Raw genomic sequence first — 20,885 nt, 5'->3', positions numbered from 1 at the left:
GCTTGCTCGCGATAGCGGTGTGTCAGTCAATATCAATGCTGGCTGACCTGACGCCATCGCGAGCAAGCTCGCTCCCACAGGGGTTTTATGCAAGATGCAGAATGGGGGGCGGGCTCAGTCCGGTCGCACCACTTTCCCGGTAGCCAGGTCACGAATCACGCTGGGGTTCTTGCGCCCGCCCAGGTTGCCGCCGAGCACCAGATCGATCTGCCCACGGAAATATTGCTTGACGCGAATCCGCGTGCGCGCCGCCGGGCGCCCTTGGGGGTTGGCCGAGGTGGACACCAGCGGCCCGACCAACGAGCACAAATCGCGCACGGTGGGATGATCGCTGACCCGCAGCGCGACGGTGTCGTGTACCCCGGTGATCCATTCCGGCAGCAGGTTTTGGTGCGGCACCAGCCAGGTGTTGGGGCCCGGCCAGGTGCTGGCCATGCGGTCGATCCAGGTTTCGGGGAAGTCTTCGAACAGGAAGTCGAACTGGTGGATGTTGTCAGCCACCAGGATCAGGCCTTTGTCGGGCAGCCGCGACTTGATCGCCAGCAGGCGCTCCACCGCCTCCTCGTTCCACGGGTCACAACCCAGGCCCCAGACCGCTTCGGTTGGATAGGCAATCACCGCCCCGGCGCGAATTTCTCGCGCGGCTTGTTGCACACGCCAACTGTTGACCATGAAAGTTTCTCCCGCAACGCAAATAAGGCTGTGGGCAGTTTACCGATCTTCCCCATAAAACCTAGCGTGCAAACCAGCGCCCGTTGTCACAGGTCGCGCGTCCTTCCATTTCCAGCTCGGTCAACGCTGCCAACACTTTGGGCAAGCCCCAGCCGCTGGCATCGGCCAAGGCCTCGCTGCTCAGCGGCGCGGCGTGCAGCAGGCGCAGCAGCGGATGGGTCACCGGCTCAGGCGTCGCGGCCAGCGGCAACTGCTGCCAACCGCGCAACGCTTCAAGGATGTGCTCGACGGTTTCCACCAGCGCCGCACCGTCGCGGATCAGCTGATGGCAGCCCCGGGCGCCGGGGTGATGGATCGATCCAGGAATGGCATACACCTCGCGGCCCTGTTCCGCCGCCAGTCGGGCGGTGATCAGCGAGCCGCTGGCGACACTGGCTTCCACCACCAGCACCCCCAGGGACAAACCGCTGATGATCCGGTTGCGACGCGGAAAGTTGCTGGCGTGAGGCGGCGCGTCCAACGGAAACTCCGACAGCACCGCGCTGCCTTGGGCAATCATCGCGTCCGCCAGCCGACGATTGCGCTGTGGATAAAAATTTTCCAGGCCGGTGCCCAACACGCCGACGGTGCGCCCGCCAACGTCCAGCGCCGCCTGATGGGCCGCCGCATCGATGCCCAAGGCCAGGCCGCTGGTGATGACAAAACCGGCCCCGGCCAGGCTGCGGGAAAACGCCGCCGCGGTGTCCATGCCCGGTCGCGATGCCCGGCGACTGCCGACCATCGCCAGCTGCGGTTTTTCCAGAATGGTGGCGTCGCCCGCGACGAACAGCAGCGGTGGCGCGTCGCTGATCTGTGCCAGCAGCGCCGGGTAGTCGGGTTGGTCCCACATCAGTAAATGCTGGCCCGCACGCTCTAGCCAGGCCAATGCATGGGCGGCGCCGTCACGCACATCCGGGTTGCGTCGCGCCTCGGCGCAGGCGATCGGCAGGCCCAGTGCTCGCCAGGCGCTGGCCGGTGCACTGATGGCTTTGGAGGCCGAGCCGAAGGCCTCCATCAGGGTCATGAAACGCTTGGGACCGAGTTCCGGCAAGCGGTGAAGACGTAGCCGGGCCTCCAGTTCCGCAGGGGAAACCGGAGCAGATTCAGGTAATGACATGCGATCATCCTTGACCGTTATGAGCCCCGTACAAACGGGAACAAACTGTGGATAACTCTGTTGGTAACTTGTGAGACCCGTTATGGATTACGGACCTTGTCCAGCACCGACAGCGAGCGCGAGGCGTACAGCACCAAGCCGTAGCTGAGCTTGTCGTAAGTGCGGAACACCATCAGCAGGCCGGCCCGCTCATCGGGGATTTTCACCGGCTCGCCAGTGATGCGGTCGCGCACGGTTTCACCGGTCTTCATCACCGCCAGTACGTTGCCTTCGATCAGCCCATCGCGGCGGCCCTTGTTCAGGGTGACCACGTCCAGCGCGCCGATCTGGGTCACGCCCCGGGGCACGTCCAGGATCAACCCGTTGATGTCCGATTTTGGCGCGCTGGGCATGAAGGTCGAATTGATCGAGCGCTCTTCGCCGCTGAACAGGCGATCACCCAGGCGCACTTCCTGGGTGGTGCGCTGCAGGGCCAGGGTGGTGACATCGCCCTCGGTGGCGACCACTTCGCCGCCGCCGATGTCGTCGGCGTTGATGCCCAGAAATTCCTTGGTCTCGGGGTCGGTGTAGACCTTGCCCTGGCGGAAGATGCCGTAGGCCGACTGGTTCGAGTCGAATGTGCCACGGGCGAAGACCCGATCCCCCATGCCACTGAGCACCCGCTCGGCATTGCCGGCGACGACGTAGGGCGCCTTGTCGAAATCCTCAGGCGTATCGACGATGCGGTTGCTCAGCAGGAAGCTGTTGATGGCTTGCAGCGGAATGCTCGGGATGGCGTCGGCCACCGGCGAACTGCGAATGCGTGGCGACAGCTTGATGGTGCCGCGGGAGGCGCCGCGATTGAGGGTCAGGCGCGGCTGGCCGTTGACGTAGACCAGCGACAGGGTATCGCCCGGATAGATCAGGTTGGGGTTTTCGATCTGCGGGTTGGCCTGCCAGAGTTCGGGCCATTTCCACGGCTCGCGCAGGTATTTGCCGGAAATGTCCCACAATGTGTCCCCCGTCACCACCGTGTATTGCTGGGGAAAACCTTCCCGAAGTTGCACTTGCCCATGCGCGATACCGGCCGAAGCCAGGAGCAGCAGGGCGAGTAGTGATTTCCTCATGCGGTGAATCCCTTTATTATGTGCGTTCGCGTAAAACGCCAGAGCCCCCGTGGCTCGCTGCCCTGCGGAGCTGTTTTCCCCAAGGGCAACGTTTTACAACGGTAGCCTGCATCCCAAGACACGCCAGGCCAGCCACCCGACTTTACCTCACACGTGCATTTATCAAGCTTATGGCCATTTTGAACATTCTCGAATTTCCGGACCCGCGCCTGCGCACGATCGCCAAACCGGTGGCCGTAGTGGACGACGAAGTGCGTCAGTTGGTCGATGACATGTTTGAAACAATGTATGAGGCGCCAGGCATCGGCCTCGCCGCGACCCAGGTCAACGTGCACAAGCGTATCGTCGTGATGGACCTTTCCGAAGACCGCAGCGAGCCGCGGGTGTTCATCAACCCCGAGTTCGAAACCCTGACCGACGAGATGGACCAGTATCAGGAAGGCTGCCTTTCGGTGCCAGGCTTCTATGAAAACGTCGACCGTCCGCAGAAGGTCAAGATCAAGGCCCTGGACCGTGACGGCCAGCCGTATGAACTGATCGCCGAAGGCTTGCTGGCGGTGTGCATCCAGCACGAGTGCGACCACCTCAACGGCAAGCTGTTCGTGGATTACCTGTCTACCCTCAAGCGTGACCGGATCAAGAAAAAACTGGAAAAACTCCATCGCCAGAATGCTTGATGCCCCCTTCAAAGGCTTGCCGCGGCAAGCCTTTTTCTTTTTGCGACTGCTTTGTAATTGAGAGCTTCCCATGACTGAGCCCCTGCGCATCGTCTTTGCCGGCACTCCCGAATTTGCCGCCGAACACCTCAAGGCCCTGCTGGCCAGCCCCCACGACATCGTCGCGGTCTACACCCAGCCGGACCGGCCGGCCGGTCGCGGGCAAAAACTGATGCCCAGCCCGGTCAAGCAGCTTGCCCTGGAACACGGCATCCTGGTGTTGCAGCCGCCGACCCTGCGCGACGCGCAGGCCCAGGCCGAACTGGCCGCGCTGCAGCCGGACTTGATGGTGGTGGTCGCCTACGGCCTGATCCTGCCCCAAGTGGTGCTGGATATCCCGCGCCTGGGCTGCATCAACAGTCACGCCTCGCTGCTGCCGCGCTGGCGCGGTGCCGCGCCGATCCAGCGTGCGGTGGAAGCCGGCGATGCCGAGAGCGGCGTGACGGTGATGCGCATGGAAGCCGGCCTGGACACCGGGCCGATGCTGCTCAAGGTCAGCACCCCCATCAGCGCCGACGACACCGGTGGCAGCCTGCACGACCGCCTCGCGCTCATCGGCCCGCCCGCCGTGGTCGAGGCCATTGCCGGCCTGGCTGCCGGCACGCTGGAAGGTGAAGTGCAGGATGACAGCCTCGCCACCTACGCGCACAAATTGAACAAGGACGAAGCCCGTATCGACTGGAGCCGCCCAGCCATCGAGCTGGAGCGCCTGGTGCGGGCCTTCAACCCGTGGCCGATCTGCCACAGCACCTTGAACGGCGAAGCCCTGAAAGTGCTGGCGGCCAATTACGCCGAAGGGAAGGGCGCACCGGGTGAAATCCTCAGCGCCAGCAAGGACGGTCTCGTCGTTGCCTGCGGTGAGCAGGCGCTGTGCCTGACGCGCCTGCAACTGCCCGGTGGCAAGGCGCTGAACTTCAGCGACCTGTTCAACAGCCGCCGTGAGAAATTTGCCGTCGGCACCGTCCTCGGCCAAGCGACGGACGCCTCATGAATCCGCGTCTGGCCGCCGCCAAGGCCCTTGCCGCGGTACTCAGCGGGAAAGCCTCGCTGAACAGTTCCCTGCCGACCCAACTGGACAAGGTGGAAGACCGTGATCGCGGTTTCACCCAGGACCTGGCGTTCGGCACCGCCCGCTGGCAGCCGCGGCTGTCGGCCCTGGCGGCCAAGCTGTTGCAGAAGCCGTTCAAGGCCGCCGATGCCGACGTCGAAGCGCTGCTGCTGGTGGGGCTCTATCAACTGCTCTACACCCGCGTCCCTGCCCACGCTGCCATCGGCGAAACCGTGGGCTGCGCCGACAAGCTGAAAAAGCCCTGGGCCAAGGCCCTGCTCAATGCCGTGTTGCGCCGTGCCCAACGGGAAAGCGAAACCCTGCTGGCCGAGCTGGAACACGACCCGGTGGTGCGCACCGCCCACCCGCGCTGGTTGCAGAAATCCCTGAAGGCCTTCTGGCCCGAACAATGGGAAGCCATCTGCGCGGCCAACAACGCCCACCCGCCGATGATCCTGCGGGTCAATCGCCGCCACCATACCCGCGATGCCTATCTGGCGTTGCTGGGCGAGGCGGGCATCCCGGCCATCCCGTGCCAGTACAGCCGCGACGGCATCGTGCTGGAAACCCCGGGTGACGTACGTGCGTTGCCGGGCTTCGCCGAAGGCTGGATCAGCGTCCAGGACGAAGCCGCGCAACTGGCCGCCGACCTGTTGGAGCTGGCGCCCGGGCAACGGGTGCTGGACGCCTGCTGCGCGCCCGGCGGCAAAACCTGTCACATCCTCGAGGCCGAGCCGAAGCTGGCCGGCGTGGTGGCGGTGGACCTGGAGGCCAAGCGCCTGGTGCGGGTCAAGGAAAACCTCGAACGGCTGGGCCTCGACGCCCAACTGATCGCCGCCGACGGCCGCGACACCGCAACCTGGTGGGACGGCAAACCGTTCCAGCGCATCCTGCTGGACGCGCCGTGCTCGGCCACCGGGGTGATCCGTCGCCACCCGGACATCAAGCTCACCCGCCAGCCGGACGACATCGTCGCGTTGGCCACGTTGCAAGGCGAACTGCTCGATGCTCTGTGGCAAACCCTCGAAGTGGGCGGCATGTTGCTCTACGCCACCTGTTCGACCTTGCCCACCGAGAACACCGAAGTGATCGAGGCCTTCCTCGCCCGCACCCCGGGCGCCCGGGAACTGGACATCGCCAGCCAGGCCGGCCTGAAGCAGCCCCATGGCCGCCAGTTGCTGGCCCAGGAAGGCGGGCACGACGGCTTCTACTACGCCAAGCTGATCAAGATCGCCGCCGCACGCGGTTAAGACCGATTCGATAGGAGTGACTGGATGAAAATCATCATCCTCGGCGCAGGGCAGGTCGGCGGTTCGCTGGCGGAACATCTGGCCAGCGAGGCCAACGACATCACCGTGGTCGACACCGACGGCGAACGCCTGCGCGACCTTGGCGATCGCCTCGACATACGCACGGTACAAGGCCGGGGCTCGTTGCCCACGGTGCTGCGCCAGGCCGGTGCCGACGATGCCGACATGCTGGTGGCCGTAACCAACAGCGACGAAACCAACATGGTCGCCTGCCAGGTCGCCCACACCCTGTTCCACACCCCGACCAAAATCGCCCGGGTGCGCGAGGCCGCCTACCTGACCCGTGCCGACCTGTTCGACAACGAAGCGATCCCGGTGGACGTGCTGATCAGCCCCGAGCAGGTGGTGACCAACTACATCAAGCGCCTGATCGAGCATCCTGGCGCCCTGCAGGTGATCGACTTCGCCGAAGGCAAGGCGCAACTGGTGGCGGTCAAGGCCTACTACGGCGGGCCGCTGGTGGGCCAGCAACTGCGCCAATTGCGCGAGCACATGCCGAATGTGGAGACCCGGGTCGCGGCGATTTTCCGCCGGGACCGGCCGATCCTGCCCCAGGGCGATACGGTGATCGAAGCCGACGACGAAGTATTTTTCATCGCCGCCAAGGCGAATATTCGCGCGGTCATGAGCGAAATGCGCCGCCTCGACGAGAACTACAAGCGCATCGTCATCGCCGGCGGCGGGCAGATCGGTGAGCGCCTGGCCGAAGCCATCGAAAGCCGCTATCAGGTCAAGATCATCGAGATGAACCCGGCCCGCTGCCGCTACCTCTCGGACACCCTCGACAGCACCGTGGTGCTGCAAGGCAGCGCCTCCGACCGCGACCTGCTGCTGGAAGAAAACATCGCCGACGCCGACATCTTCCTGGCCCTGACCAACGACGACGAAGCCAACATCATGTCGTCGCTACTGGCCAAGCGCCTGGGTGCGAGGAAAGTGATGACCATCATCAACAACCCGGCCTACGTCGACCTGATCCAGGGCGGTGACATCGACATCGCCATCAGCCCGCAACTGGCAACCATCGGCACCTTGCTCGCCCACGTGCGCCGCGGCGACATCGTCAGCGTCCACTCCCTGCGCCGCGGCGCGGCCGAAGCCATCGAAGCCATTGCCCACGGCGATGCCAAGTCCAGCAAAGTGATCGGCAAAGCCATCCGCGACATCGGCCTGCCACCCGGCACAACCATCGGCGCAATCATCCGCGACGAAGAAGTCCTGATCGCCCACGACGACACCACGATCAAGACCGGCGACCATGTCATCCTGTTCCTGGTGGACAAGAAGCACATTCGCGATGTCGAGAAGCTGTTCCATGTGGGGTTGAGTTTCTTCTGATCTGGGATGTGCAGTGACAGAAAGGGCCTCATCGCGAGCAAGCTCGCTCCCACAGAGGATCGCCATTGCTCACAAATGCAGTGAGCAACCCCAACCCCCTGTGGGAGCGAGCTTGCTCGCGATAGCTCTCTAGCAGCCAACCGATCAACCCCTGACACAACAGATAAGGACGCCGTCATGCTCGACTCCCTGGAAAAAATGCTAGCCAAAGGCATGGATAACGCCCTGCTGCGCTTCGGCCTGGGCAAAGGCTACCTGGACCTCGGCGAATTCCCCCGCGCCGCCGAACACTTCCAACGCTGCGTCGAACTCGACCCCAAGTATTCAGCCGCCTGGAAACTACTGGGCAAGGCCCACCAAGGCCAAGGCGACCTACCAGCCGCCCGTCAAGCCTGGGAACAAGGCCTCGAAGCTGCCCGCGCCCACGGCGACAAGCAGGCGGAAAAAGAAATGACCGTGTTCCTCAAAAAGCTGGATCGCCACCACTGACTTCGCACAAAACCGCTTTTTGTGGCGAGGGAGCTTGCTCCCGCTTGAGTGCGAAGCACTCACAAAAAAGCCCCACCACGTTCTCAAGACCAGCCCGCCAACCAGCCAACACTGAACTCCGGCATTAAGGGGCTATGTTGCCCCCGGATAAGGACTATCAGGCACCTGCTGTTACCGGGCTCGTGTGCCCCTGGGCAAAGCGAGTCGCCGATGTCTGTAGCAATAGAACAATGGACAAGGTAATCATCAGAAACGGTATCAGCCACGCGCTCTCGATTAATGCCAGCTGCAGGCTTAGGATTAACAGCAAGACCGGCGTTGCGAGGGCGTTCGCCCGGCTAACACAGGCACCAACGGCAGCCTCGCTGTAGCGGTAGGCAATCGCAGCTCGGATATGCACCCGCGCACCGCCAAAGGCCATGCCAAGGATCAGCAGGCTTAGAGCCTTGAGCACTAGGGTATCTGGCACCATAAACCATACCGCTGCTGAAATGACGGCCAGCCCGATCAGCCCCGAGAGAAATACCGATAGATTGCGACCGGTATTACTCAGAATGATCAGTACTCCCACCAACGCCATCCCCATGCCAAACACTGCATCCAGCACACCAAGCTCAAATAGCGCCCAGCCATGGCTCGACACATACACTGGAAGCATGAAGTTGAAGGCCCCGAGGATTGGCCAGATCAGCACCATTGGCACAAACAGGGTGAGTGGAAGCTTGGCTGGCGCAACTGTCTCGCTAGCCTCTTGTGCCACCACCGAGAGACCATGGCGGATGTAACAAATCGCTGATACCAGCAGGAATCCAGCGCCCAGAAAAATAAAGAACCCCATGCCCGGCAGGATCGGCATCAAGCCGGCTGCCAACAACGGTCCAATCATCAGGGCCGCTTGACCGGTTGCAGTTGTGGCACCACTGATTCGTCTGACAGAGGCTTCATCCATACCGCGCTGAACCTGGGTGAACCACATATCCAAGCTGGCTTCGAGCAGCATGAAAACCAGCCAGACAAAAAGGTTGGCGGCTAGCAATGCAAGGGTGATGTCTCGGCTTGCCCCTACCACCAGGCTGAGACCGGCCAGACAAAACGTAAACCAGCTGCTCATTTTCCGGCCGTTCATTCGCGCCGACAGCCGCTTGATAACCACCGGCGTGATGAAGGCCGGAATGAAGGAGCAAAAAATCGCCAATGCCAAAGGCAAATAACCACCTTCGTTCTGGTTGAGGATGGTCCACGTCAGGGAGACCACCAGTGCCCCGGAACATAGGCGGTAAGCCGTTGAGCAGACTAAAAAAATAGCTAATTCTTTTGAAAAATTCTTCATGATGATTTCCCTATCGTAAGCGTTTCGGCATGACGGAAGTGAACGGCATCCTTGAGCGCTGTGAACTACCGCCTGGGCCGTGATAAATGCTGGCCATAGCGTTTTTGTGCACGCTAGAACCCCGTTTTTAAGACGCTTTGAAAGTTAAACTTTGCAACTGCATCAACGAGCAAAAAAAGCGTTCCTAAATGACAAACGAAACGCACTTTTTTTGGGCGGTTTGGCTGCGCCGGCATTGAAGTGGTGCATGCGCTCTTGCGGCAAATTTTAAACCTGAGCAAGGTCGTGTTATCTGTGTATGGCGGTCTTGTTGAACAACTGCTCAATGCTATGTCGTAGGTTGAACAAGATGACGCCGCAGAAAACCAAGCCTATCGATAGAATGACTGTTCCGTTTATCGGGTAGCTAAAGAACAGGTAGGAAATGATTATGGCGAAAAATGGAACCAGCAAGCCTATGGGGGCCACGGTGGATCCGGAATATTTTCTTATATTGTAGTTCCATATCCAGTAGCCCAGCAGAGTAGTCACGTAAGACTGTGAGACCAGCGACACTATGACTTTGTAGTTTATTGCATCCCTCAGGCTATAGAATGCGTCGGCCCCTTCAAAGTACAAGGCAAGAATAAATAGAATTGGAAGGCTGAATAATAAGCTCCAAATCATGAATGGCAGCAGGTCTTTAGGTTTGTACTTTTGAATAATGAACGTACACAAGCTAAAGCAGAAAGCTGCGAGCAAGCAGATAGCGACGCCCAACGGGCCTGAACCCTGATTGTTTTTGATAAGCATCAAGAAAAGACCAGAGAGCGATATTGCGAGGGCGATAATACTGATGTTGGAAGCTCTTTCCTTAAAGGCAATCAGGCCAATGATAAATGTAATGAATGCGCTGAGCTGAATGATGAGGGATACCGTGCCGGGGGAGGTGCCTGTATATATGGCAATGTTGGCGCACCCCCATATTCCGCCCCCAAACAATATTCCATATGCGGCGAGTACATAAGCTGGAATCTTAGGTCTTGGCATGAAAAATACAAACGGGAAGACACAAAGCGAAAACCTGATGAATGTCATCACGAATGGTTTGATTTGTTCCAGCCCTACTTTGATCAGGGCGAAGTTCCCGCCCCAGATCAGCGCCACTAGCAATAAAAATGCGTAATCATGTGGGGCAATTCTTTTAGAACTGTTCATTGGTCAGAATCCACTTTTTAGCATGTCATCATAGACATTGCGAAAAGGCGATATTTTGGTGATTTCCTGCAAGCACTCATCGAAAATCTGTTGTCCCATGGGCGTCAACACCCCGTCCCGCTTGATCTGAGCGGCAGTCGCGAAAAATCTCTTCTCAGCCACCCGACCTTTCTCAAGCGCCTCCTCTGCTAGTTTTCCAGGCGCTATTTTTCCCAAGCCAGACATCGCGAGTGCAATTCTAGCCAGTACGAAAAGTGCGTGAAATATACCTAGCATGGGACGTGCATCAGGCCTGAATGGCGCTGTGTATAATTCACTCTCTGGATTCAAGACAAACCTGTCGTCTGTGCTTTTTAAAAACAGTCTTAAATGGGCGGCCTCGTGGACTACCTGTTGTGCGTAATAGATGGGGCTATGGACTTCATCGGCCCATATCAAAACCAGCCCTAATAAATTGTAACTGCTGGCCGATCTGATATGGTATTCATCACCCGGCCCCGTCAAGACTATTTCATCTATTAAGATCTCAGCCTCATTGTATAGGTCTATCGATTGGGCCTTAAGAAGTTCTATTCCTGTGATTAATTTGGCTTTCTCGATCTCGACAACATCAGCGCCGATGAAACCAATGCTGATTTTACCAGACGCCTCTTCTCTTATTTCATCGACAACCAGGTCAATTTCTTCTTTTCGGTTGTTTTCAGAGAATCCAGAAACCCTGAATCCTTCAGATCCTTGCCTTTCGTTTTGCTTGGCTTCTTGAAAAAAATGTAAGCCTGAAGCTGCATCATTAGCTTGCAAGCTTTTGATGCACTTATTGTAGAATGCGAAAGACTTCCAAGGCAGCTTGGTTACAGAGTCGGATTTTTGATAGTCATCATTAAACACGCTTGCCAAGTAGGTCATCGACTCTTTGTATTGATTGAGCAATGCGTAGGAATCTTGGCGATACTCTTCATTTGTGATTAAGATGCTCAATTGATTTCTCCTTGAAACGGACTCTCCATAAAAAGAAGGACCGCCATAGCGATATGGCAGTCCTTCTAATAAATCACCGTCGAAATTTATTCGCCGATAGATTTATTTACGCTCGACAGCGCAACCATTGCAGTCAGGCTCAGTGCGGATTGAGATACGATCAGTTTGGACATATCGAGTTTCATAAAAAAGCTCCATCTTTTTGAAAGGTTATGCCATTCGCATTTCATTGCAAGGCAGAGCGAAACTAACATAGCCATTTTGAGAAATGACACTATTATTTCTTCGCTCCATATACTCATTTGCTATATTGGATCCAATTTGTAGGAATATAGGTTGTCGCTTGGCCGTCGAAGACATGAAAAGGGGACAATGATGAAAAGGGGGAGTTATTGGCTGGAAATAAATTTTCCCCCATTATTCAATGCAAGTATTCGGCGGCATGGAAACTATTGGATAAGGCCTACCTAGGTCAGGGCGACCTACCGGCAGCCCGCCAAGCCTGGGAACAAGGCCTTGAAGCCGCCCGAGCCCACGGCGACAAACAAGCAAGCATCCACGCGAATGTTATTGAAGGGGGCCCCCCCCTTGAATATAGACCTGTCTCTTGTCGCGGAGCAGCCCCAATCACTCCTGCGCCTCACCCCCCAACCGACCCCGCCGCACCGCCATAATCTGCGGGATCTTCTCCTCAATCCAATTCACCATCACCTCAAGATGCTCAGCCGCCTCCCGACCCAACGGCGTCAAGCGGTACTCCACATGCGGTGGCACCACCGGTAACGACTTGCGGTCGACCAACCCATCCGCCTCAAGCTCCTGCAACGTCTGCGAAAGCATCTTCTCGCTGACCCCGCCGATCTTGCGGCGCAGCTCGCTGAAGCGGTGCATCCCGCCCAGCAAAATGACCAGCACCAGCACGCCCCAGCGACTGGTCATGTGCTTGAGGACCTCCCGAGAAGGGCAATCGGCGCTCAGTACATCGCCGCGTCGAACAGCGGCGCTAAACGGCTCGGAAATTTCGGTGGTGATGTCCACGATACTTACCTTTATGTACGTACTTACAAAAAGTTACTTAGGGCCCTAGGATGACTTCACCTCCTTTTCCCATCAAGGTATTTGTCATGATCGCCATCACCGGAGCCTCCGGCCAACTGGGCCGTCTCGTTATCCAATCCCTGCTTGAACGCGTGCCAGCCGAGCAAATCGTCGCCCTGGTCAGAGACCCCGGCAAAGTCCAGGACCTGGCCGCCCGGGGCGTGGTGGTACGCACCGCCGACTACAACCAACCGGCCACATTGACTGCCGCGCTCAAAGGCGTCGATAAACTGCTGTTGATCTCCTCCAATGAACTGGGCAACCGCGTCGCCCAACACCGCGCCGTGATCGATGCCGCCAAGGCCGCAGGTGTCACGCTCCTGGCCTACACCAGCGTCCTGCACGCCGACACCTCCACCTTGGGCTTGGCCGCTGAACATCGCGATACCGAAGCCGCCTTGAAAGCCTCGGGCGTGCCCCACGTATTGCTGCGCAACGGCTGGTACAGCGAAAACTACCTGGCGAACGTACCGAGCGCCGTGGAACATGGCGTCCTGCTCGGCAGCGCCGGCGAGGGCCGAATCAGCTCCGCGCCCCGTGCCGACTACGCCCAAGCGGCAGCGGTGGTGCTGACCACTGAAGGGCAGGCGGGCAAAGTCTATGAACTGGCGGGGGATAGCAGCTACACCTTGACCGAGCTGGCTGCGTTGATCAGCCAGAAAACCGGCAAGCCAGTGGTTTATCAGAACCTGCCGCAGGCTGAGTTTGAGGCGGTGTTGATCAGTGTGGGGTTACCAGCGGGGTTGGCGGCGTTGCTGGCGGATTCTGATGCGGCGGCGGCGAAAGGGGCGTTGTTTGATGAGAGTGGGGGGTTGGGGCGGTTGATTGGGCGGGGGACTGTGTCGGTTGGGGAGTCTTTGGGTTAAGTAGCCGAACCAAGGCAGGGACAATGGACTCGCGTGCCGGTCGAGATAAACCGGCACGCAGCGCGTGATGAGACCCAAGGACAAAAGCTACCTGAGCCCCCGACAGCGGCTCGGACGCCCGTGGCGAGGGAGCTTGCTCCCGCTTGAGTACGAAGCACTCATAAAAGGTCCGCAGCCCGAACGCCAAGCAGTCGACACACAAAAACTCTGTGGCGAGGGGATTTATCCCCGCTGGGGTGCGAAGCAGCCCTAAAACAGTCAATACGATCATCCTGGTGCATAGAGATAATCAGGATTCAGGGATGCCCTTAGGCCAGCGGTGCGATGCCTCATGCCCCCTAATCTCCCAACCAGGACGGCGGCGCTCGAAGCAGGTGTTCTGTCCCGAGGTGAAACCTGAGGCATACTCTGATCGCAAACGGGTCAGAAAACAGCAATCCGATGGACATCCAAACCCCATATGGGCTCATCACGATCATTGACGAGCCGACGTACTCGTTTAAATCCACGGACAACACGCACGCCTATGCGCACCAGTTGCTCCTTACGGACGGGTCGGTCACGTCAGTCCATGGGGTGAAACTGAATGGTGAAAATATCCTAGTGATAGGTGCCGGAGGCGGCTGCACCGCAATCCATGAGCATTCGGCGACAGCGGTCGATGACAAACTCTATATAGCAGTCGGCGACCGAGTAGCCTGCTTGTCGCTAGAGCATCTCGATCAGACTCTGTGGACCGCTAAGGTCGATACTGCGACTTGCTTTGGTATCTACTGGGAAAATCAGCATCGAGTTCTCCTCTCACACGGTGAGCTGGAGATTACTCGCCTCTCCATTGATGGCGACATAATCTGGCAAGTGTCTGGCGCGGAGATATTTTCCGAGAGTTTTAGATTATTGTCCGACTATATCGAAGCAGTCGATTTCGATAGATCCGTCTGTTGGTTTGATTACATGACGGGGGAGTTGCTCCACTGCCTGCCATCCTCTGACTGTCGTCCGGTTGGTGGATAAGGGAGCAGACTGTGTGATTTTAAAATAAATCCGTCCCCTTATCTGTAGGAGAGGCTTGAGCACGCGCTGCGCGCAGAGGTACATCAAGAGGCGCAGGCATTGGAGTAGATTTGTGGGGATCCCTCAGAATCTGTCCCCTTGTTTCTGCAGTGCCTAGATTGCTTAACCCAGTAAAGATGCTATGGTTCTGGGTGAGCCGTGAGCGAGTCGAAAGCTTGTTCACAGTGGATGAGTTCCACTTTATCTGACGAAATCAGAGTGACTAACCATGCAACTACCAACCTATACAACCTTATTCTCCTGTCTTTATGACGAACCTAGCCCGATCGGGCACTTGGGCTGCGGTACGCATTACTCAGTATTCCGATCTGTAGAATGGCTAGACGTTACTCGCACCCCCGTCCCGCTTCCTCAAATACACGACTTTGCAGTGATTTGGGATGACGACCATGATACTCGGATTATTGAAACTATCGAAGCCATATATATGGCGGGCTTATTGTCACCAATACAGTTCATTGGTGAGCGTAAGGGGACACTGACGGTAATAGTCGCCGCGAAGTTTTATTTCTGGGGGAGTGATGCCGATCTCAATTCCTATGAACGGCAGCTACAGAAAATTTGCGAAAACCCGGGTCATGGTGACAACTGGGAACTTGAAGTAGGTATGTTTGACCGTTCACCTGGATCACCACATCAGACGGAATTACACGGTTTGATCAGCGCCGAGGAACACCGCGTGATCACGTATCTCCGAAACATTGACTCGCTTTGGGGACTTGGCACAAAGCCTTTTACTCAAAAACGCTACCCAAACCCCTTCCCAACGATGCCGGCACCATCCTTGCCACCGTTGCCGTCAATTCCACCATTGCCGGCACGTTCATTCTTTCCCGAAGCATAGTTCCGCCAATGGCGCTGATTTTGATTTTATATGCTCGGAACTAGAAAGCCCCACCGAGTGGGGCTTTTTACATGAACTGCTAACGCTGCATTACGCTCGAACGTAAGGAATTTTCTCGTCTTCCTTGATGCCGGTCATCACGTTCATGATTGCTATCGGATGAGCACTCAGGAATGTCAAACAATCTGCGCAATAGACCACTTCGTATTGGCCATTGCACGGACCAAACAAATGCTCGCTGAGCGATACATCTAGGTTGGTGCTTTTACACTCCTGATTTGGGCACTTCGGACGACCAATGGCCTTAAATTTAACGGGATCTTGGTAGTTTTCGAGGTTCATCGCTATTCCTTGTGATTGAGTGTGGCCTTAAGTTCAGCGTAGTGGACCAGCCAACCCGCTGAGATTCCTTTCGATCAGTAGCGCGGCAACTCGGCGGGCTCGCCTTCCTGCTGCCAACCAAGGTGAAACTCGGCATATTGACTCGTACCGTCCTGACATACGCATACGGCGAGCAGAGTCCAACCCAGGGCGATCAGCGCATTTGCTGGCCCTTCGTTGGTGACCTTAATTAGCTTGCGGGTATCTTCAATAGCCATTGATGTCACTCCTTGAGTAGTGGCCCATTGTAGACACAGCAGAGGCCAGCGTGGAGGTTCACTTCCAGGTGAGAAAACCACCCATCTGTCCCATACAGCTCTTTTTCAGACGCCAAAAACCACAAGACATAGACGTTCTCTATATAAATCAATGGCTTGAGTTTTAATTTTGGCGGTGAAGGAAAAAATTTTAGCTCTCAACGAATGCAACGGTAACTATTAATTTATCGGAGCTAAAGCGAGAGATAGACTGGGATTGGCCGCTAGTAGTCTGTCGGCTGAGCGTCTGCTTTTTGCCGATTCTGTTGAAAAAGTCGGTTTTCCCAAGACGCTCGAATATTGATGGATGAAAACACCCCTGTTGCACGCTGCTACGTCAAATCCGAGTCCTGAACCGCCTGCCCAAATTTCAGATTTCAATCTCACGCGCGTACTTTTCTGCCGTGGAATTCGAAGCCGACTTTTTCAACAGAATCGGCCGTTTTCGGCCACTCTAGGAGGACGGAGGCAAAAAGAAACCCGACGCAAAACGTCGGGTTTTTTCATCGGCAAATCTTTATCTACTGCCTCGGCTCCACATTATCCAACACCCGATTCGCCAACAACGAACCCAGCTCAATCAACTGCTGAATCCCCAGCGCCACATGACGCCGCGATCCATCCAGTTCGAACGCGAGGTCACTCACCATCGCATCAGCCGAAGCCAGCGTCTCACTGAGGTTGGCGAGCAAGCATTCGTTATCGAGGCCTTTCACGACGGTGAATAGCTGCCCCGGTTTTGGTTCATCTTTAGATTTTTCAGATTTCGGCAGCAAGTAGTGATCGAGCACGCGTTTGGTGGTTTCGTCTTGCTGCTTGGCTTTGGATTTTGCGGATTGTGCGGTGGAGTCTACTTCTGGGGGATTCGGAGTAGCTTTGAACATTGGTGTGATCCTCGTAAGGAGCCGCTCCATCTCGCTACTAAACGGAAGGGTGGCGGCTGTGCGCAAGTTAGTAGACCGGCGAATCACACCAAAACCGGCGCGCCCGAAGGCGCCATGCGCACAGCCACCATCAAGAACAGGCAAATGCCTGACTGATGAGACTTGTACAACCGAGGTGTGAACCGGGCTACTAAACCCGACCACTGATGGGCAGTGGCAAGGAAACGATAGAGCCCCGGAACAAGGCGCACAAGCGGGCGGATTCTGGCGTAGTTGTAGGCAAAGGCGCAAGGATGCGTGGGTTGGTGGTGGGGTGTGGGTTGGGGCTGTAGGAGTATGGCGCGCCGGCGATACAGGCGGTTCGTTTTCTCTGGAATCGCGTCGTTTTCATCGCGAGCAAGCTCGCTCCCACAGAGAATGGCAGCAGGATCAAACGCCCCCGCCAGACCACACATCCTTGCGACTTTACCTACAACTAAACCGGAACCGGCCTGATTGTGCGCCTCGCCCCCGAGCCCTATCGTTTTGTCGTCACCTCCCATCGTATTCGCCACATGAAACGACCGCGTATTAGCGACTTTAAACATCAGATGTTCCGTTCGACCGCAATGCAACTCGCCAAAGAGTATTTGTTGGATGATCCGTGGGTACTGGCGGAGAGGGGAATTGATGCTGGACGGATAAGGTACGAGCCGATAACGCAAGTGGCATTGGATCAATGCTATTTGTGGGGCTCAGAGGCCCAACTTTATCCATGGGAGGATATACCTGGCTGGAAGAATCGCGACGGGAAAGCGTTTGACCTTTCTCTGTGGTATGACCATGAGCTATGTGGACTTTGCTTTGCGACTCCAAAATCAAGCACCTTGTCCATCAAGGTAGTCCTCCTAGAGGGCAAGCCTGACGTTACTCATCCTTTGAAGGGTGAGGTTGCCGGTTTAGTCTTGATCGCGATCAGCCGATACGCGCGGATGCTGAAGCTTCGCGAGATTGAGATTTTTGAGCCTGACCCTGGGGCCGTCCAGTGGTACCGGCATCTGGGCTTCGATTTCGACGATCAGCGGCGCCTTGTCATAGCGGTAGACGAGGCATAACATCAACCCCAATTCTATTGCCGAGTTTTCCATGAAAACTTCAAAGCGTACTCCAAAGCCGTTGCTTGCTGCCCGGTACCAGGCAGAGGCCCGCCGTCTGGCTGGTTGCCCGTCCAGCATCGAGCGCCAGTTCTTGTCGGTCAGCCTCGCCAAAGGTAAGGAGCTTGAACCCGTTGGCCTAATGGCCGGCGTCAGAAGCTGAGCTTTTGTCGACACAAAAAAACCGCCACATGGGCGGTTTTTTTGGTTCTTGCTATGAGCAAAGCTAAATCTACCGAGCCGCCGCCGCGTTGTGCCATGTAGATCGCATTCAGCCTTTTGGGGGGCTGCTGCGCAGCCCAGCGGGAGCAAGCTCCCTCGCCACAATTTCATTGCCACAAGGGACTTCCTCGCCACAAGGAATCGGCATGGCTTAGCTGAGCGGTGTGCCTCTGGAGGCGCTATTTACGCTTCAGCATCTCCGGCAACTGCGCCACCAACTTCTGATTATTCAACGGCGCCCGAATAAACCCACGTTGAGTACCGTCCGGCCCGATCACGGCGAGGTTGCCGCTGTGATCAACCGTGTAATTGGGCTTACTGGTATCCGCCGGAATAAACGGAATACTCACCGCATTCGCCAGTTTCTGCAGGTCTTCGACCGATGAAGCCGTCAACCCCACGAACTGCGGATCAAAGTACCCCAGGTACTGCTTCAACTGCTTGGGCGTGTCGCGGTTCGGGTCGACGCTGACCAGTACGATCTGCAACTTATCCACAGCTTCTTTCGGCAACTCGCTTTTGATCTGGCGCAGTTGGGCGAGGGTGGTGGGGCAGATGTCCGGGCAGAAGGTGTAGCCGAAGAACAGCAGGCTCCATTTGTCTTTCAGTCCGTCCATCGCTACGGGCTGGCCGTCCTGGTCGGTCATTTTCACGTCCGGCAGGTTGCGGCTCTGGGGCAGCAGGATGATGCCGGCGTCGATCAGCGCGGTCGGGTCGCCCTGGCCTTTGCCGGACAGCACCTTGTTGATGGTCAGGCCGAGGATCAACGCGATCACGGCCACGAGGATGAAGACGGTTTTCTGGGTTCGAGTCATAGGCTCAACAGTAAGTAATGATCTACAAGCAGGGCGATGAACAGCAGGAACAAGTAGTAGATAGAGTACTTGAACGTATTGATCGCCGCGTGCGGCCGACTGCCACGGTACAACACCACGGCCCATTGCAGGAACCTGGCGCCCAGTACGAGCGCGCAGACAAGATAGAGCATCCCGCTCATATGGATCACGAACGGCATCAGGCTCACCGCCAGCAGCACCAGGGTGTAGAGCAGGATATGGATCTTGGTGTAGTGCTCGCCGTGGGTCACCGGCAGCATCGGGATGTCGGCCTTGGCGTATTCCTCTTTGCGGTGGATCGCCAGGGCCCAGAAGTGCGGTGGGGTCCAGGCGAAGATGATCAGCACCAACAACAGCGGTTCGGCGCTGACATGCCCGGTGGCCGCCACCCAGCCCAGCAATGGCGGCGCCGCGCCGGCGAGGCCGCCGATGACGATGTTCTGCGGCGTTGCGCGCTTGAGGAAGCCGGTATAGACCACCGCATAACCCAGGAGTGAGGCGAGGGTCAGCCAGGCCGTCAGTGGGTTGGTGAAGGCTAGCAGCAAGGCTTGGCCGATCACGGCCAGGGCCAGGGCGAAGGTCAGCGCGGCGGCGGGGGAGATCCGCCCTTCGGCCAGTGGCCGTTTGTGGGTGCGGGCCATGACTGCGTCGATGCGCCGGTCCACCACATGGTTGACCGCTGCCGCGCCGCCGGCACACAGGGCGATGCCCAGGTTGCCGAACACCAGCACCGTCCACGGCACGCCAGCGCGGGTGGCGAGGAACATGCCCACCAGCGAGGTGATCAGCATCAGCACCACCACTTTCGGCTTGGTCAGCTCCAGGTAATCGCGCCATATCGCTTGGCTGTGGCGTTCACCGGTCAAGGTTGCCATGGCATCTCTCCTTTTATTGTTAGGGGGCTGGCGCCGTGTTTATGCGGGTTGAACCGCCAGCGCAGCGGGACTTGATGCTTGACCCGGACCAGGCTGGTACGGGCGTGATAGTTGACCAAGACCAGGGTCAGCAGCAGTGCGGCGCCCCCGGCGTTGTGGGCGACGGCCACCGGCAACGGCAGATGGAACAGCACGTTGCTGATGCCCAGGGTGATTTGCGCTCCTAGTGCGATCAACACCAGGCCGGCCAGCCGGGTCATGCCGACGGTCTTCAATTGCCAGGCCAGGCCCAGCAGCACCACGGTCACCAGTAAGGCACCGATGCGGTGGGTCAGGTGGATGGCGGTGCGGGCGTCGCTGTCCAGTTGCCCGCCCAGATAGTTGGGGCCGATGTGCTGGGTCAGGTGGAAACCGTTGGCAAAGTCGGCCGGTGGCAGCCATTGGCCGTGGCAGGTGGGGAAATCGATGCAGGCCACGGCGGCGTAATTGGAGCTGACCCAGCCGCCGAGGGCGATCTGGCCGATCACCAGCAGCAGCCCGGCGGTGGCCCAATGTTGCAGGCGCTTGGGCACGGTCAGCGCCGGCAGCACGCCGGATAATCGCAAGGTCAGCAGGAACAACAGGCTCAACGTCGCGAAGCCGCCCAGCAAATGCCCGGTGACCACTTGGGGCCACAGCTTGAGGGTCACGGTCCACATGCCGAATGCCGCTTGCGCGAAGACCACCGCCAGCAGAAATAGCGGCAACTTCAATGGTTGGCCCGGGCGGTGGCGGTTCATCCAGGACCGTGCCGCCAACGCTACGATCATCAAGCCCAAGGCCCCGGCGAAGTAGCGATGGACCATCTCGTTCCAGCCCTTGTGGGCTTCCACCGGGGTGTCGGGAAAGTGCAACTCGGCATGGGCCAGTTGGGCTTCGCTCTTGGGCACGCTGATGAACCCGTAGCAACCGGGCCAGTCGGGGCAGCCGAGACCGGCGTGGGTCAGCCGGGTGTAGGCGCCCAGCAGGACGACGATCAATGCCAGCAGCGTGGCAAACAGCGCGAGGCGAAATCCAGGTTTGGCCATGTCGATGC

22 protein-coding genes and 1 pseudogene are annotated in these 20,885 nt (G+C 57.9%); 8 read left to right on the top strand and 15 right to left on the bottom strand.

The window, feature by feature from the left end:
• Positions 1 to 114: 114 nt before the first annotated feature.
• The 3 genes from AO356_RS11315 to AO356_RS11305 all read right to left on the bottom strand — a co-directional run bounded on the left by AO356_RS11315 (position 115) and on the right by AO356_RS11305 (position 2,934).
• Entirely contained in the window at positions 115 to 672 is a 558-nt protein-coding gene (locus AO356_RS11315; protein ID WP_060739852.1) for an L-threonylcarbamoyladenylate synthase, read from the bottom strand.
• Positions 673 to 733: 61 nt separating this feature from the next.
• Positions 734 to 1,828: a DNA-processing protein DprA gene (gene dprA / locus AO356_RS11310; RefSeq protein WP_060739851.1), complete on the bottom strand. Its 1,095-nt coding sequence runs from the start codon at positions 1,826 to 1,828 to the stop codon at positions 734 to 736.
• A gap of 80 nt (positions 1,829 to 1,908) precedes the next feature.
• Positions 1,909 to 2,934: a LysM peptidoglycan-binding domain-containing protein gene (locus AO356_RS11305; protein ID WP_060739850.1), complete on the bottom strand. Its 1,026-nt coding sequence runs from the start codon at positions 2,932 to 2,934 to the stop codon at positions 1,909 to 1,911.
• Positions 2,935 to 3,104: 170 nt separating this feature from the next.
• Between AO356_RS11305 and def the strand changes: the two genes are divergently transcribed.
• The 5 genes from def (at position 3,105) to AO356_RS11280 (ending at position 7,835) form a co-directional block, all read left to right on the top strand.
• Positions 3,105 to 3,611: a peptide deformylase gene (def, locus tag AO356_RS11300; protein WP_003196300.1), complete on the top strand. Its 507-nt coding sequence runs from the start codon at positions 3,105 to 3,107 to the stop codon at positions 3,609 to 3,611.
• 70 nt (positions 3,612 to 3,681) lie between these two features.
• Positions 3,682 to 4,641, top strand: coding sequence for a methionyl-tRNA formyltransferase (gene fmt, locus AO356_RS11295; protein WP_060739849.1), 960 nt, complete (start codon positions 3,682 to 3,684; stop codon positions 4,639 to 4,641).
• Positions 4,638 to 5,948: a 16S rRNA (cytosine(967)-C(5))-methyltransferase RsmB gene (rsmB, locus tag AO356_RS11290; protein WP_060739848.1), complete on the top strand. Its 1,311-nt coding sequence runs from the start codon at positions 4,638 to 4,640 to the stop codon at positions 5,946 to 5,948. Before fmt ends, rsmB begins: the two co-directional genes overlap by 4 nt.
• 24 nt (positions 5,949 to 5,972) lie before the next feature.
• Positions 5,973 to 7,346, top strand: coding sequence for a Trk system potassium transporter TrkA (gene trkA / locus AO356_RS11285; RefSeq protein ID WP_060739847.1), 1,374 nt, complete (start codon positions 5,973 to 5,975; stop codon positions 7,344 to 7,346).
• Positions 7,347 to 7,523: 177 nt separating this feature from the next.
• Positions 7,524 to 7,835 carry a tetratricopeptide repeat protein gene (locus AO356_RS11280; RefSeq protein ID WP_060739846.1) on the top strand — a complete coding sequence of 104 codons (312 nt, stop codon included), beginning with the start codon at positions 7,524 to 7,526 and terminating at the stop codon, positions 7,833 to 7,835.
• 157 nt (positions 7,836 to 7,992) lie between these two features.
• Here AO356_RS11280 and AO356_RS11275 read toward each other — a convergent pair whose 3' ends face one another.
• The 3 genes from AO356_RS11275 to AO356_RS11265 form a co-directional block, all read right to left on the bottom strand.
• Positions 7,993 to 9,165: a hypothetical protein gene (locus tag AO356_RS11275; protein ID WP_060739845.1), complete on the bottom strand. Its 1,173-nt coding sequence runs from the start codon at positions 9,163 to 9,165 to the stop codon at positions 7,993 to 7,995.
• A 288-nt stretch (positions 9,166 to 9,453) separates the two neighbouring features.
• Complete coding sequence (locus tag AO356_RS11270; RefSeq protein ID WP_060739844.1) at positions 9,454 to 10,362, bottom strand: DMT family transporter; 909 nt, start codon at positions 10,360 to 10,362, stop codon at positions 9,454 to 9,456.
• Positions 10,363 to 10,365: 3 nt separating this feature from the next.
• Positions 10,366 to 11,340 (bottom strand): aKG-HExxH-type peptide beta-hydroxylase, encoded by a 975-nt coding sequence (locus AO356_RS11265; RefSeq protein ID WP_060739843.1) that lies wholly within the window; start codon positions 11,338 to 11,340, stop codon positions 10,366 to 10,368.
• Between the two features lie 428 nt (positions 11,341 to 11,768).
• On the opposite strand from AO356_RS11265, the pseudogene AO356_RS33370 reads away from it, so the two are divergent.
• Positions 11,769 to 11,891: pseudogene (locus AO356_RS33370) on the top strand (hypothetical protein); the annotation flags it as partial.
• Between the two features lie 76 nt (positions 11,892 to 11,967).
• On the opposite strand, the gene AO356_RS11260 reads toward AO356_RS33370, so the two are convergent.
• Positions 11,968 to 12,378, bottom strand: a complete 411-nt coding sequence (locus tag AO356_RS11260; RefSeq protein WP_060739842.1) for a winged helix-turn-helix transcriptional regulator — start codon at positions 12,376 to 12,378, stop codon at positions 11,968 to 11,970.
• 86 nt (positions 12,379 to 12,464) lie between these two features.
• On the opposite strand from AO356_RS11260, the gene AO356_RS11255 reads away from it, so the two are divergent.
• Positions 12,465 to 13,304 carry an SDR family oxidoreductase gene (locus AO356_RS11255; protein ID WP_060739841.1) on the top strand — a complete coding sequence of 280 codons (840 nt, stop codon included), beginning with the start codon at positions 12,465 to 12,467 and terminating at the stop codon, positions 13,302 to 13,304.
• A gap of 1,282 nt (positions 13,305 to 14,586) precedes the next feature.
• Positions 14,587 to 15,222 carry a hypothetical protein gene (locus AO356_RS30835; RefSeq protein WP_203225779.1) on the top strand — a complete coding sequence of 212 codons (636 nt, stop codon included), beginning with the start codon at positions 14,587 to 14,589 and terminating at the stop codon, positions 15,220 to 15,222.
• Between the two features lie 90 nt (positions 15,223 to 15,312).
• On the opposite strand, the gene AO356_RS11245 is transcribed toward AO356_RS30835, so the two are convergent.
• From AO356_RS11245 to AO356_RS11210, 8 genes are all read right to left on the bottom strand, one after another.
• Complete coding sequence (locus AO356_RS11245; RefSeq protein WP_060739839.1) at positions 15,313 to 15,564, bottom strand: hypothetical protein; 252 nt, start codon at positions 15,562 to 15,564, stop codon at positions 15,313 to 15,315.
• A 74-nt stretch (positions 15,565 to 15,638) separates the two neighbouring features.
• Positions 15,639 to 15,821 (bottom strand): hypothetical protein, encoded by a 183-nt coding sequence (locus AO356_RS11240; protein ID WP_060739838.1) that lies wholly within the window; start codon positions 15,819 to 15,821, stop codon positions 15,639 to 15,641.
• A gap of 560 nt (positions 15,822 to 16,381) precedes the next feature.
• Positions 16,382 to 16,744 (bottom strand): DUF6124 family protein, encoded by a 363-nt coding sequence (locus AO356_RS11235; RefSeq protein WP_060739837.1) that lies wholly within the window; start codon positions 16,742 to 16,744, stop codon positions 16,382 to 16,384.
• An 83-nt stretch (positions 16,745 to 16,827) separates the two neighbouring features.
• Entirely contained in the window at positions 16,828 to 17,331 is a 504-nt protein-coding gene (locus AO356_RS32715) for a hypothetical protein (RefSeq protein WP_160320216.1), read from the bottom strand.
• A 351-nt stretch (positions 17,332 to 17,682) separates the two neighbouring features.
• Positions 17,683 to 18,216, bottom strand: a complete 534-nt coding sequence (locus AO356_RS32710) for a hypothetical protein (RefSeq protein WP_160320215.1) — start codon at positions 18,214 to 18,216, stop codon at positions 17,683 to 17,685.
• A gap of 62 nt (positions 18,217 to 18,278) precedes the next feature.
• Positions 18,279 to 18,914 (bottom strand): SCO family protein, encoded by a 636-nt coding sequence (locus AO356_RS11220; RefSeq protein WP_060739834.1) that lies wholly within the window; start codon positions 18,912 to 18,914, stop codon positions 18,279 to 18,281.
• Positions 18,911 to 19,810 (bottom strand): heme o synthase, encoded by a 900-nt coding sequence (cyoE, locus tag AO356_RS11215; protein ID WP_060739833.1) that lies wholly within the window; start codon positions 19,808 to 19,810, stop codon positions 18,911 to 18,913. The genes AO356_RS11220 and cyoE overlap by 4 nt, the downstream gene beginning before the upstream one ends.
• On the bottom strand, positions 19,798 to 20,877 hold the full coding sequence (locus AO356_RS11210; protein ID WP_060739832.1) for a COX15/CtaA family protein: 1,080 nt from the start codon (positions 20,875 to 20,877) through the stop codon (positions 19,798 to 19,800). Before AO356_RS11210 ends, cyoE begins: the two co-directional genes overlap by 13 nt.
• Between the last annotated feature and the right edge of the window lie 8 nt (positions 20,878 to 20,885).

The sequence above is a fragment of the Pseudomonas fluorescens genome, from assembly GCF_001307275.1.
Taxonomy (GTDB): domain Bacteria; phylum Pseudomonadota; class Gammaproteobacteria; order Pseudomonadales; family Pseudomonadaceae; genus Aquipseudomonas; species Aquipseudomonas fluorescens_AA.
The sequence above is the reverse complement of the archived record's forward strand: the minus strand, read 5'-3'. Positions and strand labels throughout refer to the sequence as shown.

Excerpts from the sequence above, each read along its gene's own strand:
- AO356_RS11315 (WP_060739852.1), bottom strand. The coding sequence starts at position 672 with ATGGTCAACAGTTGGCGTGTGCAACAAGCCGCGCGAGAAATTCGCGCC.
- dprA (WP_060739851.1), bottom strand. The coding sequence starts at position 1,828 with ATGTCATTACCTGAATCTGCTCCGGTTTCCCCTGCGGAACTGGAGGCC.
- AO356_RS11305 (WP_060739850.1), bottom strand. The coding sequence starts at position 2,934 with ATGAGGAAATCACTACTCGCCCTGCTGCTCCTGGCTTCGGCCGGTATC.
- def (WP_003196300.1), top strand. The coding sequence starts at position 3,105 with ATGGCCATTTTGAACATTCTCGAATTTCCGGACCCGCGCCTGCGCACG.
- fmt (WP_060739849.1), top strand. The coding sequence starts at position 3,682 with ATGACTGAGCCCCTGCGCATCGTCTTTGCCGGCACTCCCGAATTTGCC.
- rsmB (WP_060739848.1), top strand. The coding sequence starts at position 4,638 with ATGAATCCGCGTCTGGCCGCCGCCAAGGCCCTTGCCGCGGTACTCAGC.
- trkA (WP_060739847.1), top strand. The coding sequence starts at position 5,973 with ATGAAAATCATCATCCTCGGCGCAGGGCAGGTCGGCGGTTCGCTGGCG.
- AO356_RS11280 (WP_060739846.1), top strand. The coding sequence starts at position 7,524 with ATGCTCGACTCCCTGGAAAAAATGCTAGCCAAAGGCATGGATAACGCC.
- AO356_RS11275 (WP_060739845.1), bottom strand. The coding sequence starts at position 9,165 with ATGAAGAATTTTTCAAAAGAATTAGCTATTTTTTTAGTCTGCTCAACG.
- AO356_RS11270 (WP_060739844.1), bottom strand. The coding sequence starts at position 10,362 with ATGAACAGTTCTAAAAGAATTGCCCCACATGATTACGCATTTTTATTG.
- AO356_RS11255 (WP_060739841.1), top strand. The coding sequence starts at position 12,465 with ATGATCGCCATCACCGGAGCCTCCGGCCAACTGGGCCGTCTCGTTATC.
- AO356_RS30835 (WP_203225779.1), top strand. The coding sequence starts at position 14,587 with ATGCAACTACCAACCTATACAACCTTATTCTCCTGTCTTTATGACGAA.
- AO356_RS11245 (WP_060739839.1), bottom strand. The coding sequence starts at position 15,564 with ATGAACCTCGAAAACTACCAAGATCCCGTTAAATTTAAGGCCATTGGT.
- AO356_RS11240 (WP_060739838.1), bottom strand. The coding sequence starts at position 15,821 with ATGGCTATTGAAGATACCCGCAAGCTAATTAAGGTCACCAACGAAGGG.
- AO356_RS11235 (WP_060739837.1), bottom strand. The coding sequence starts at position 16,744 with ATGTTCAAAGCTACTCCGAATCCCCCAGAAGTAGACTCCACCGCACAA.
- AO356_RS32715 (WP_160320216.1), bottom strand. The coding sequence starts at position 17,331 with ATGTTTAAAGTCGCTAATACGCGGTCGTTTCATGTGGCGAATACGATG.
- AO356_RS11220 (WP_060739834.1), bottom strand. The coding sequence starts at position 18,914 with ATGACTCGAACCCAGAAAACCGTCTTCATCCTCGTGGCCGTGATCGCG.
- cyoE (WP_060739833.1), bottom strand. The coding sequence starts at position 19,810 with ATGGCAACCTTGACCGGTGAACGCCACAGCCAAGCGATATGGCGCGAT.
- AO356_RS11210 (WP_060739832.1), bottom strand. The coding sequence starts at position 20,877 with ATGGCCAAACCTGGATTTCGCCTCGCGCTGTTTGCCACGCTGCTGGCA.